12 protein-coding genes are annotated in these 12,153 nt (G+C 75.1%); 6 read left to right on the top strand and 6 right to left on the bottom strand.

The window, feature by feature from the left end; all coding sequences use genetic code 11:
- Nucleotides 1-74: 74 nt before the first annotated feature.
- Complete coding sequence (locus tag C8046_RS17300) at nt 75-1,010, top strand: glycine betaine ABC transporter substrate-binding protein (protein WP_109230514.1); 936 nt, start codon at nt 75-77, stop codon at nt 1,008-1,010.
- 112 nt (nt 1,011-1,122) lie between these two features.
- Here C8046_RS17300 and C8046_RS17295 read toward each other — a convergent pair whose 3' ends face one another.
- The 3 genes from C8046_RS17295 to C8046_RS17285 form a co-directional block, all read right to left on the bottom strand.
- A complete protein-coding gene (locus C8046_RS17295) occupies nt 1,123-2,097 on the bottom strand; it encodes a cation diffusion facilitator family transporter (RefSeq protein ID WP_109230513.1) in 975 nt (324 codons plus the stop codon).
- Nucleotides 2,098-2,165: 68 nt separating this feature from the next.
- Nucleotides 2,166-2,354 (bottom strand): Trm112 family protein, encoded by a 189-nt coding sequence (locus tag C8046_RS17290; protein ID WP_109230512.1) that lies wholly within the window; start codon nt 2,352-2,354, stop codon nt 2,166-2,168.
- A 2-nt stretch (nt 2,355-2,356) separates the two neighbouring features.
- Complete coding sequence (locus C8046_RS17285) at nt 2,357-2,743, bottom strand: DUF3499 domain-containing protein (RefSeq protein ID WP_109230511.1); 387 nt, start codon at nt 2,741-2,743, stop codon at nt 2,357-2,359.
- Nucleotides 2,744-2,785: 42 nt separating this feature from the next.
- Between C8046_RS17285 and C8046_RS17280 the strand changes: the two genes are divergently transcribed.
- Nucleotides 2,786-3,277: a metallopeptidase family protein gene (locus tag C8046_RS17280; RefSeq protein WP_199224510.1), complete on the top strand. Its 492-nt coding sequence runs from the start codon at nt 2,786-2,788 to the stop codon at nt 3,275-3,277.
- A gap of 22 nt (nt 3,278-3,299) precedes the next feature.
- Here C8046_RS17280 and C8046_RS17275 read toward each other — a convergent pair whose 3' ends face one another.
- Nucleotides 3,300-4,589, bottom strand: a complete 1,290-nt coding sequence (locus C8046_RS17275; RefSeq protein ID WP_109230510.1) for a DUF5719 family protein — start codon at nt 4,587-4,589, stop codon at nt 3,300-3,302.
- Between the two features lie 309 nt (nt 4,590-4,898).
- On the opposite strand from C8046_RS17275, the gene C8046_RS17270 reads away from it, so the two are divergent.
- Entirely contained in the window at nt 4,899-5,201 is a 303-nt protein-coding gene (locus C8046_RS17270) for a hypothetical protein (RefSeq protein ID WP_109230509.1), read from the top strand.
- 93 nt (nt 5,202-5,294) lie between these two features.
- Here the strand turns inward: C8046_RS17270 and C8046_RS17265 are convergent, their stop codons facing one another.
- A complete protein-coding gene (locus C8046_RS17265; protein WP_146197210.1) occupies nt 5,295-8,681 on the bottom strand; it encodes a glycosyltransferase in 3,387 nt (1,128 codons plus the stop codon).
- Between the two features lie 32 nt (nt 8,682-8,713).
- A complete protein-coding gene (locus tag C8046_RS17260; RefSeq protein WP_109230507.1) occupies nt 8,714-9,016 on the bottom strand; it encodes a WhiB family transcriptional regulator in 303 nt (100 codons plus the stop codon).
- Between the two features lie 93 nt (nt 9,017-9,109).
- Between C8046_RS17260 and C8046_RS17255 the strand changes: the two genes are divergently transcribed.
- From C8046_RS17255 to C8046_RS17245, 3 genes are all read left to right on the top strand, one after another.
- Nucleotides 9,110-9,817, top strand: a complete 708-nt coding sequence (locus C8046_RS17255; protein ID WP_268921379.1) for a TIGR03089 family protein — start codon at nt 9,110-9,112, stop codon at nt 9,815-9,817.
- A gap of 77 nt (nt 9,818-9,894) precedes the next feature.
- Nucleotides 9,895-10,731 carry a dTDP-4-dehydrorhamnose reductase gene (gene rfbD / locus C8046_RS17250; protein ID WP_109230505.1) on the top strand — a complete coding sequence of 279 codons (837 nt, stop codon included), beginning with the start codon at nt 9,895-9,897 and terminating at the stop codon, nt 10,729-10,731.
- A gap of 33 nt (nt 10,732-10,764) precedes the next feature.
- Nucleotides 10,765-12,120, top strand: a complete 1,356-nt coding sequence (locus C8046_RS17245; protein WP_109230504.1) for a M15 family metallopeptidase — start codon at nt 10,765-10,767, stop codon at nt 12,118-12,120.
- Nucleotides 12,121-12,153: the final 33 nt, after the last annotated feature.

Raw genomic sequence — 12,153 nt, 5'->3', positions numbered from 1 at the left:
GGTCCGCACCGGCGGACCCCACCCCTGTCCCACCCAGAGCTGCCGAGATCCGGCAGCCGAAGGAAGGAATCCCCATGAGAAGCACCACCATCCGTCGTTCCGTCGCCGCGTTCGCGGCCGCCGGCCTCGCCCTCACCCTCGCCGCCTGCGGCAGCGAGTCCACCGAGGGCGGCACGTCCGCCACCGGCGGGGACGACGCCGTCGAGACCGACGAGACCGTCCGCATCGGCATCCCGTCCGGCTGGGACGAGGGCATCGCCGTCTCCCACCTCTGGAAGGCCATGCTCGAGGACGAGGGCTACACCGTCGAGACCGAGACCGCCGACATCGGCGTGCTCTTCACCGGCCTCGCCGGCGGCGGCTTCGACCTCATGTTCGACGGCTGGCTGCCGCTGACGCACGCCGACTACTGGGAGGACTACTCCTCCGACCTCACCGACCTGGGCGTCTGGTACGACAACGCCAAGCTGACGATCGCCGTCAACGAGGACTCCCCCGCGCAGTCCCTCGAGGACCTCGCCGCCATGGCGTCCGAGTACGACAACCGCCTCGTCGGCATCGAGGCCGGGGCCGGCCTGACCACCGCCACGACCGACAACGTCATCCCGACGTACGGCCTCGAGGGCATGGACTACATCACGTCCTCCACCCCGGCCATGCTCGCGGAGCTGTCCTCCAAGACCTCCGCCGGCGAGAACGTCGCCGTGACGCTCTGGCGCCCGCACTGGGCCTACGACGCGTTCCCGATCCGCGACCTCGCCGACCCCGAGGGCACGCTCGGCGAGGCCGAGGAGATCCACACCTTCGGCTCCGCCGACATCGCCGACCGGTTCCCGATCCTGGTCAGCTGGATCGAGTCCTTCGAGATGACGGACGAGCAGCTGTTCGAGGTCGAGAACATGATGTTCAACGACGACGCCTACGCCGACGACCTCGAGGGCGCGGCCGCCGCGTGGCTCGACGCCAACCCCGACTTCGTCGAGGGCATCACCGGCGGCTCGCAGGGCTGAGCCCGCCGTCACGCACCCGAGCCCCGGGTCCGACCTCACGGTCGGGCCCGGGGCTCGTGCGTGCCCGGACGTGGTCGGGCGTGGTCGGCGTGCCGGTGCGGGGCGGAACCTGTCAGTGCGAGGCGGGCGGCGTGGACGGAGCGGCCGACGGAGCCACCGCGGCCGCGTCCTCGACGGCGCGGCGCAGGTCCGGCTCGAGGTAGATGACCCGCGCGACGGGGGCCGCCTCGCGCACGCGCACCTCCGCGGCATCGATCGCGTGCGCCACGTCGGCGGCCGTGGCGGCCGAGGGCACCTCGATCTTGGCGGCCACGAGCACCTCCTCAGGTCCGAGGTGGAGCGTCTTGAGGTGGATGACCGAGGTCACGCCGCCGCCGACGAGCGCCTCGCGGATGAGCGCCTGGACCCCGGGCTCGGCGCTCTCGCCGAGCAGCAGCGACTGCGTCTCGCGCGCCAGCACGAACGCGATGATCACCAGGAGCACGCCGATCGCGGCGGACCCGAGGGCGTCCCAGCGGCCGTCGTGCGTGAGCAGCGTCAGCGAGACGCCGACGGTGGCGAGCACCAGGCCGATGAGCGCACCGAGGTCCTCGAGCAGGATGACCGGCAGCTCGGGCGACTTCGACGTCCGGATGAAGGACCACCACGACTGCTCGCCCTTGTGCGGCAGGGACTCGCGCACCGCCGTCCGGAGCGAGAAGGATTCCATGACTATCGCGAGAGCAAGGACCGCGAGCGGCACCCACCACCACCGACCCTCGATCGGGTGGGGGTCGGCGAACTTGTGCCACGCCTCGTAGATCGCGAACAGGCCACCGAGCGTGAACAGCACGATCGAGACGACGAACGCGTAGAAGTAGCGGGAGCGGCCGTAGCCGAACGGGTGCTCGGCGTCGGCGGCGCGGACCGCACGGCGGCCACCGAGCAGCAGGAGGAGCTGGTTGCCCGAGTCGGCGACCGAGTGCACGCCCTCGGCCAGCATCGACGAGGACCCCGTCAGCGCGAACGCCACGAACTTGGTGACGGCGATCCCCAGGTTGGCGCCGAGCGCCGCCAGGATGGCCTTGGTTCCACCTTCAGTGGACATGTCGATCTCCTACCGCTGAACCGGCGCACGATGGTGCGCCGCCCGCGATCGTAGACCTGGTGGGGCGGCTAGCCCTCGACGGGTCGCGCCTCGTCCGGCAGCAGCACCGGGACGCCGTCGCGCACCGCGTAGGCGAGCGGACGCTCGGCCGAGGTGTTGCGCAGCTCGGGGGTGCCGTCGGGGCCCGTCGCATCGACGAGCTCGGTACCCGTCACGGGGCACCGCAGCGCCTGCCTGATCCAGTCGGCCCGGGTCATGGTCACTCCCCTCCGTCGAGCACCCGCAGGTGCCCGCGGCGCTTCGGTTCGGCGGACACGGGCGGCTCGGGAAGGACCGGGCGGCCCTGCGCGGGCGGCGTGGCCCGACGCGGAACGGTGCGGGACGCCTCGCGGACGGCGTCGGCCAGGGCGACGAGGTCGTCGGAGGTCGGGGCGGCGGGGGTGAGGTCGACGTCGAGCCGCACCACCTCCCAGCCGTGCGGGACCGTCAGACGCTCGGCGTGGGCGCCGCACAGGTCGTAGGAGTGCGGTTCGGCGTGCGTCGAGAGCGGGCCGAGCACCGCGGTGGAGTCGGCGTACACGTACGTCAGCGTCGCCACGGCGGGCTGGGCGCACGTGGGGCGGATGCACTGACGGGCTGGTCTCACGCCTGCCAACCTACCTCCTCCGCGCCCCGTTACCGTGGTGCCATGCCCTCCCCCACGCCCCGTCACGCCGTCGACGGCGACGGCAGCGGCCCCGCCGACGTCGCCATCCCCTCCCGCCGGGGCGCGCGACGGCGCGACCGCCGCGGCCACGGCGTGCGCGGACCGCTGCTGCCGCCGGGGATGCCGGCCGCACGCAGCCGCGCCGACCGGTTCGACGACGCCGTCCTGGAGGCGGTGGACGCGCTCGAGCGGCGCTGGGAGTCCCAGCTGCGGGGCGTGGAGTACGCGGTCGAGGACGTCCCGCCGTCGGACCCCTCGCCGTGGGAGCACGGCGTGCCGCTGGGGCGCTACTTCGCTGCCGACCCGGCCGCGGGGCTCGCCCACCGCATCGTGCTCTACCGCCGGGTCGTCGAGGGCCGGGCGGACGATCCGGAGACGCTCCGCGCGCTCGTCCGCGACGTCATCGTCGAGCAGGTCGCCCAGCTCCTGGGTCGCCCTCCCGAGGAGGTCGACCCGGGGTTCCGCGGCGACTGAGCGGTCGTGGCGTCGTGAGCCGTCAGGAGCCCGAGATCGTGACGGCCGCCGAGCGCTCGACCTGCGGGTCCGCCTGAGCCGTGACGACGGCGATCATCTCGCCGAGCACGTCGCCCCGCGTGAGGACGACGGCTGAGCTCACGGGCGTCGGCGCGCTCATGGTCACGGCCACCGCACCGGCGCCGAGCGCGGTCAGCTCGAGCGCGGCGGAGCTGTCGGCGGGGACGCTGACCGCCCGCTCGGCCACGATCTCGCCGCGCGAGTCGTAGGCCGTCAGCTCGACCGAGGCGTCGGTCTCCTCGCCGTTGCCGACCACGAGCACGCCGCGGTCTGCCAGCGAGCCGAGGCCGGGGGCCGTGACGGCCGCGTCGGTCGCCCCGTGCACGGCCGGGAGCCACGCGCGCTCGAGCACGGGGACGTCGGGGTCCTCGGGCGCGGGCTCGCCGCGGCGGACGAGCATCGCCCCGGCGACGATCGGGTCCTCGGCCGTCACCCGCACAGTGAAGGTGCCCGCCGGGGCGCCCGCGAGGGACACGTCGGCGACGGCGCCGGGCTCGATCACGAGCCCGGCCTCGTCGGTCAGCCGGCGCGGTCCGTCGCTGCCGAGCAGCTCGAGGGTGACGGTCGTCGCCTCGTCGCCGGGGTTGACGATGCGCACGAGGCTGGGGTCGGGCTCGTCGACCGTGGTGGAGGTGAGGACGACGCCGGGGAGCAGCTGCTCCAGGGCGGGCATCGTGGTCGGGGCCAGGACGTCGGTGCCCGCGGGCGTGAGACCGGTCAGCTGGGACGTCTGGATGGTCGGGCTGACCTGGCCACCGGTGGCGGTGACGAGCACGGCGAGGCGCTCGACGTCGGCGGTGCTCGCCTCGAGCGCCTGCTGCACCTCCGTGCCGGCCGGGACGAGGATGCTGGTGCCGCTCACCGGCACCTCGCCGACCGCGTCCCACGCCCGCAGCGTGACGGTCGCCGCGGTGGCGCCGAGGTTGCGGAGCGTGAGGATCGCCGAGGAGCCGATCAGGGTGTTCCCGCCGACGATCCACGACGACGTCGCGGCGGGCGGGCACGCGACACCGGTCAGGCCGCGCAGGTCTCCCTCGTCGGCGCGCGAGACGCTCGCGGCGACGGCGTAGGCCGCGGTGCGCTCGTCGGGCTCGGCCCGGAGCACGGTCGCCCCGGGGGCGCCCTCGAGGACGGTGAGCAGCGCCGCGTCCGAGCCGGCGAGGTCGGTGGGGGCGGCGCCGTCGACGGCGGTCAGCGGCCCCAGCGTGGCGGCGGCCGTCCCGGACTCGCGCGGCAGCACGAGGCCGCGCACGGTGGCGGTGGAGACGGACGCTCCGCCGAGCTCGGTGTCCGTCGAGCCGGTGGCGCCGCCCAGCGGTGCGACGGGTCCGGGGCACGCGAGCGCGACCTGGGTCGGCGGGACGGCGACGGCGAGCGGGTCGGCCGAGGCCGGCGCCGTCCGGTCGAGCAGGTCGCTGCCGAGGACGACGCCGCCGGCCAGCGCCAGGACGAGCGCGCCGGTGACGATCGACCCCGCGCGGCGCAGGCCGGCGCGGTCGCGGGGGTCTTCGGGTCGCGGGGAGTCTTCGGAGCGCGGGGCGCCCTGGGCTCACGACCGGCCTTGGGCTCGCGCGACGCCTTGGGCTCGCGCGGCGCCCTCGGCTCGCGTGAGGAGCGGGCGATCCGGGCGGGGAGCGCCGTCGTCGCCGCGGTGCCGGTCTCCGCAGCACCGGTGACGGTCTCGGTCCCGTCGGTCCCCACGGTCCCGGCTGTCCCGGCGGGGTCGCCGTCGGCCGGCGTCGTCGGACCGGGCTCGGTCGTCGCGTCGGGCGCGGCGGGTGCCGCGACCGGGCCCCCCTGGTCCGCACCGTCCGCGGACTCCTCCTCCGCGGCCGGCACCTCCGGCGGGGCCTCGAGCTGGTAGGGCGAGGCGAGCGACGGCGACGCGGTCGTCTCCTCCGGCTCCCCCTCCGCCCGGGCACGTTCGCGGCCCCGTTCGTGCGCGTGCTGTCGTCGGTCATGCGTCCTCCCCCGGCGTGCGGCGTCGTGTCGGCAGGGCCAGCAGGCCCGCGAGCCCGAGCACGACGATCTGTCCGACGGTCCAGACGGTCCGCAGCGGGTCGACGTAGGTCAGGGTCAGCCGCCCCTCGGCGCCGGCCGGCAGCGTGAACGCCTGGCGCCAGTCGAGGTCGGTGTGCTCGAGGCGACGGCCGTCGAGCGTCGCGCGCCAGCCCGGGTGGGCTCGCTCGGCGAGCACGACCAGCCGGTCCTGCTCGCTCGGGAGGACCTCGCCACCGGCGCGCACGAGCCCGGACGTCAGGCCGCCGACGGGCAGGTCGCGGCCGGTCACGACGACCTCGGCCGAGGGGGTGCTGGCGTCGCTCTCGAGCACCCTGGCCCGCGCGACGCCGGTGTCGGTCACCACGCGCCAGATGGTCCCGGCGGCGTTCGAGGTGACGCGCTCGAGGCCGGCCGTGCCGTCGAGACTCGCCACCAGCTCCGCCCGCGCCGTCGCGTCGACGCCCGGTCGCACGACCGAGTCGACCGGCGGGACGACAACGACGGCGACGCCGTGCTCGACGAGCGCGGGCGCGGCCTCGTCGGCGGCGACCGTGAGGCGCGCGACCGTGACGGCGAGCGCCTCGTCCGCGGCGTCGGGAGGTGCGACGGACGGGTCGAGCAGGGCGCCGACGAGCGCGTGCGGGGCGGTCGCGGTGTCGAGGAGCTGGGGGCCGGCGCCGCGCCAGACCTGGACGTCGTAGCCGGTGGTGGTCGGGGCGAGCGAGAGCACGCGCGCCGAGGCGGCCGAGGACTGCACCTGGCGGCCGAGCGCGGGCACCGGGGCGTCCTCGCGCACCTGGACCGCCAGCAGCGCGGGATCGGTCCGCACGGACCAGGTCCACACGACGGCGGAGGCGAGCGGAGCGATCACGAGCACGGCGGCGACGACGGCCGTCACGGGCTGGCGCCACCCGAAGGTGTTCTCGCCCAGCCGGACTTGGAGTCCGTCGGCGGCGACGACCGCGGCGACGAGGAGGGCGAGCAGCAGCAGGGAGACGGCGGGGCCGGACCAGGCCGGCACGGCGGTCTCGGCCCCGGTGGCCGTGTCGAGGGCGACGCCGACGGGGACGTGGGTGACGAGAACCGCGCCGGCGAGCGCGAGGGCGCCGACGGCCCAGGCGATCCGCACCGTGCGGCCACGCGCCCCGCCCCGCAGGAGAGCGAGGACGGCCCCGAGGAGGACGGGTCCGGTGAGCAGGAACGGGCCGACCGCGCCCAGCACGTCCAGCGCGGGCGGGAGCGGAGCGAGGTCGCCCGGCCAGAGCAGCAGCTGCTGCCACGCGTCGGGCACGTCCTGCGGCAGCGGGCGTCCCGGCTCGGACAGCAGGAGGCGGACGACGGAGTCCAGCGAGGACTCCTGGGTGCCCGTCCCCGCGGTGCCGAACGGCGCCGTGAGCCACGGGCCGACGAGCGCGATCGCGGGCAGCACGACGAGCACCAGGCGACCGCGGCCGGCCTGCACCCCGGTCGTGACGCGCGGGAGCGTGAGGAGCATGACGACGACGGCGACGAGGCCGAGCGGGAGCAGCAGCGGCGCCCCGGCGCAGGCGACGGCGAACGCCAGCCCGGCCGCGGCGGCGGCACCGATCGACCCGCGGGCGCGAGCGGCACTGGCGGGCGGGACGGGGGCCTTGCGCGTGGTGGGTCCGTCGTCGTCGGGCACCTCCGCGTGCACCCGGCGCGCGCCGACCATGCCGCCGAGCACGACGTCGCGGCGCTGGACGCCGAGGGCCCTGGCCACGCCCAGCGCGACCCAGGGCAGTGCCAGGTGGGCCACGATCGAGCCGAGGCGGCCCTGGGCGAGGGAGATCAGGAGCGTCGGGGCCAGCGCCCAGACGACCGCGGCCCACGCCCGGGCGGCGAGGCCGCGCGTCGCGGCACCGGCGGCGAACCAGGCACCGAGCGCCGCGAGCGGGATCGCGCCGACCGTCAGGACGGCGATCGTGGCCGAGACCGGGGTGCCCCAGAAGCCGCCGAGGACGGTGGTGAGGAACGCCAGGACCGCCAGGAGGGGCTGCGGGAGGGCGGCGTGGCCGTCGCCGACGGCGAGCCACGGCGAGGTCGCGAGGGTCCACAGGTCGCGCACGCCGGTGTCCACCGGCAGGAGCGCACCGCCGAGGAGGGCGTCGCCGAGGGCCCAGTGACCGACCGTGACCAGGGCGACGACGACAGTCAGGACCGTCACACCGAGGAGGGCCAGCCGGCGACGACGCGCCAGGGACGCGGCCTCGGCCTTCTCCAGCTCCGAGCGGGCGCGGCTCGACCGGCGCAGCGAGGCGCGCTGCAGCCGGGTGTCGCGCCAGGCGGCGAGCTGCGCGCCGGGACCGACCTGGAGCGGTGCGAGCACGCGGCGCGGCACGACGGCGGTGCGGCGGGCGTTCGCGCGCGCGCGGCTGACGGCGGCGAGGTGGGCCGCCGTCGCGAACGGGGTCCGCAGCTCGGGGCCGATGAGCGCGAACTCCTTGGTGGCCACGCGGGCGAGCGCCCGGACCGGGGCCAGGACGAACATGCCCAGGAGCAGGAGGACGGAGCCCGCCGTCGTCGCACCCGCCAGCCGGGAGTGCAGGACGGCCCGTCGTCGGGCGGACCAGCTGCGGACGGGCTCGACCGGGGCGTCCAGCGCCGCCGGCTCGCCGTGCTCGGGGTGCCGCTGGCCGGTGTAGCTGGCGCGGGCGTGCCGCACCACGGAGCGGGGCACGACGACGGCGCGGTGGCCGGCCAGTCGGGCGCGGCGGGCCAGGTCGGCGCCGTCGCCGTACGGGCCGAGCGCGGGATCGGGACCCCGGAGCTCGTCCCAGACGTCGCGGCGAACGAGCATGCCGGCGGTGCCGACGGCGAGCACGTCGGAACGGTCGTCGTACTGTCCCTGGTCGATCTCGCTCTCCTCGAGCGCCGTGAACCGGCGCCCCGAGCGCGTCAGACCGACACCGACCGAGATGAGCTCGTCGGGCGCCGCCCACTCGACCTGCTTGGACCCGGCCACGACGATCGAGGACCCCTGCTCGACCGTCCGCAGGAGCGCCGACAGCGCCCCCGGTTCGGGCGCGCTGTCGTCGTGCAGCAGCCACAGCCACTGGCCGACGACGGCGGGGTGGTCGCGGATCGCGGTGCGGACGGCGGCCCCGAAGGTCGCCGCCCCGCCGGTCGCGACGACGTCGGCCTGGTCGAGCCCCGCCTCGGCGAGGGCGTCCCGCACGGCGACGATCGCCGTCGGGTCCCAGACGGCCACGAGGATCCGGTCGGGTGTGGACTCCTGCGCGCCCAGGGCGCGCAGCGTCGCCGACAGCCAGGGCGTGACCCCACGGGTCACCAGGACCGTGAGCACCGAACGGGGCTCACGCACAGGTGCGACTGAGGACACGGCGACCAGACGCGTCAGACCGCTCGGCGCTTGAGCTTGCGGCGCTCACGCTCCGAGAGGCCGCCCCAGATACCGAAGCGCTCGTCGTTCGCGAGCGCGTACTCGAGGCACTCGCCCCGTACCTCGCACGAGACGCACACCTTCTTCGCTTCCCTCGTGGAGCCGCCCTTCTCGGGGAAGAACGCCTCCGGGTCCGTCTGGGCGCACAGCGCACGTTCCTGCCAGCCGAGAGCGCCTTCGCCCTCGTACGGCCCGGCGTTGACTGCACTCCAGGCGGACGGAGAGGAGAGCGGGCCCTCACCCAGGATGTTCCACATCCGCGCCTCCAAGTTAGATAGTCCTTCGCCCTGCCCCCTGCACGGCGTTCATCGAATTACACGCGTGTCATCCCCACGGAGTCAAGCCGAGCGGTGGTATCTATCACGTCTCGACCGGCGTGTCGGTCGGGGATCGCCGTAGGTTCGACGTATGAGCATCGATCCTCGGACCCTGTATCCGCGCCTCCTCGCCGACGGCGCCGCCCCCGGCTGGCCTGGTCCTCGACCGACGGCGAACGTCTGGAGCTGTCCGGACGCGTGCTGGCGAACTGGACGGCGAAGATCGCCAACCTGCTCGTCGAGGAGGTCGACGCCGGCCCGGGGACCCGCGTGCTGATCGACGTCCCCGTCCACTGGCGCAGCCTCGTGTGGGTCCTGGGGACGTGGGTCACCGGGGCGACCGCCGTCCTGGACGCCGGTGACGGCGAGGGGCTCGTGGGCGACGGCGCCGACCCCGACGTCGTCGTCACCACCCGCCCGGAGCGCTGGCTCGACGAGTGCGACGTCGTGACCGCCGTCGCACTCCCGTCCTTCGCCCTGCGGTGGCCCGGCACGCTCCCCGGTGCGGCGCTGGACGGTTCCGCCGACGTCGCCGCCCAGCCGGACGCGCTCGGCCCGCTCGCGCCGGCGTCGGCCGGGCACCCGGCGATCGTCTCCGGCGGGCTGTCGACGTCGTTCGCCGAGCTGGCGGCCGGACCCGCCTCGGCGCAGGGTCTGCGCGAGGGGACGACGGCGATCGAGCTGGCGCTGGCGATCGAGGCTCTGACGGCGAGCAGCGGCGTCGTGGGGCTGCGGGGGTGACCACTCCCGCCCGCCTAGACTGACCCGGGCGAGGCCGGGTCGGCCGCAGCCACCACACCAACTCGAAGGGTCGTCGCATGAGAGTGCTGGTCACCGGTGCCGCCGGAATGCTGGGTCAGGACCTTTGCGCTCGCCTCGAGGCCGACCACGACGTCGTCGCCGCCGACCGGGACACCCTCGACATCACTTCCCTCGCGGACGTGACGGAGAAGGTCCGCGGTTACGACGCGGTCGTGAACTGCGCCGCCTGGACCGCCGTCGACGACGCGGAGACGCGCGAGGCCGATGCCTTCCTCCTCAACGCGGTGGGACCGCACCTCCTGTCGCGCGCCGCGACCGCCTCCGGGGCACGCCTCGTGCAGATCTCCACGGACTACGTGTTCGACGGCGGTGCCACCGAGCCGTACCAGGCCGACGATCCGGTCCGTCCCGCCTCGGCGTACGGCCGCACGAAGGCGGCCGGCGAGTGGGCCGTCCTCCAGGGCGACGCCCTGGTCGTCCGGACCGCCTGGCTCTACGGCGCCGGAGGACCGAACTTCCCGCGCACGATGGCGCGGCTCGCGTCCGAGCGCGACCAGCTCACCGTGGTGTCCGACCAGATCGGTCAGCCGACGTGGACGGTCGACGTCGCGGAGATCGTGACGCAGCTGCTGGAGACCGGGGCGCCGCGTGGGACCTACCACGCGACGTCGTCGGGCCGGGCGTCGTGGTTCGAGTTCGCGCAGACCGTGGTGGAGACCCTGGGGAAGGACCCCGCGATGGTCACGCCCGTCACGAGCGCCGAGTTCGTGCGCCCCGCTCCGCGCCCCGCGAGCTCGGTGCTCGGCCACGACAGCCTCGTCGCCGCCGGCCTCGCTCCGATCGGCGACTGGAGCGAGCGGTGGCACGTCGCCGCTCCCGTCGTCCTGGGCTGATCGCGCTCCCGGAGCCTCGCCTACCCTGGAGGCATGAGCCCCTCCCCCGCCGTCGCCCCTGCCGGTGAAGCGTCGAACGGCCGCCGCTCGCGGCTGCTGACGGCTGCCGTCGCCGCGCTCGCCGTCGCCCTCACCATCCTCGTGCCGGGGCGCGCCGAGGCCGTCGGGGACGGGACGTACACCACGCGCTACGACGGCACCATCTACTCGGTCGCCGCCGGGAACGCCCGCGCCCTCGGCTACGACGAGTGGGTCGCGGCCGGCCGGCCGACACCGACGCCCGCCCCCACGATCCACGTGTCCTATCCCTGGTCCTCGACGATCTACGCCAGCACCTGGTGGGGCGCGTCCTCGACGCAGCGCACGCTGACCTACGACGAGTGGGTCCGGGCCGGCCGCCCCGCTCCGTCGACCACGGGGTGGGTACCGGGCTCCTACGTGTACACGTGGGCCACCAGCCCCGACGTCGGTCTCGTCGCCCCGGACGGCGGCTATCGCTGGCTGACCGCCGGCGAGTGGGCGGCGACGGGCCACGTCGCGCCCGTCCGGCGCTCGGAAGGGTTCGCGAAGCTCTCCTGGTCCTCCGAGATCGCCTACATGACGAACGTCGGTGCCGGTCAGGGCCGGCCGATCGGCTACGCGACGTGGGCGAGGGAGAACTTCCCCCGCCCGCTCGCCGTGCAGCGGTTCGCGGGCGACCAGTTCTACCGCCAGGTGGGCTCCGACACCGTCTGGTACGCCGGCCCGACCATGAACCGTGCGATCACGTACGCCGAGTACGCGGCGGCCGGGTTCCCGGCCGTGCGGGTGGACGTGACACCGGGCCCCGCCGGCTCCGTCACCGAGGTCGTGAACAAGCAGCGCTCGACGAACCCGTTGCGGTACGTGCCCGGCGACCTGCGCCAGGTGAACATCCCGCTCGCCGGCGGGAACACCCTCATGCGCACGGAGGCCGCCGGCGCACTGGAACGGCTGGCGGCCGCCTCGAACGCCGCGACGGGTCGCACCATGACTCTCGTGTCGGCCTACCGCTCCTACGACTACCAGGCCAACCTCTACAACCAGTACGTGCGCACGCACGGCCAGGCCGAGGCCGACCGCTTCAGCGCCCGTCCCGGTCACTCGGAGCACCAGCTCGGCCTCGGTGTGGACATCGGCGAGGCCGGCTCGGGCTGCGGCCTCGGACAGTGCTTCGGGGCCACCCGGACGAGCCAGTGGGTCGCCCAGAACGCGTGGCGCTACGGCTTCGTCGTGCGGTACCCGGCCGGGATGGAGCACGTGACCGGCTACATCCACGAGCCCTGGCACCTGCGCTACGTGGGCGTCGAGCTCTCCTCGCACATGCAGCGCTCCGGCGTGACCACCCTGGAGCAGATCTTCGGGCTCTGAGGCTGCCGTGCCCACCGGTTGCCGTGAGCCCGC

The organism is Serinibacter arcticus (genome assembly GCF_003121705.1).
GTDB lineage: Bacteria > Actinomycetota > Actinomycetes > Actinomycetales > Beutenbergiaceae > Litorihabitans.
Note: the sequence above shows the minus strand (reverse complement) of the source record. Positions and strands in the feature narration are given on the sequence as shown.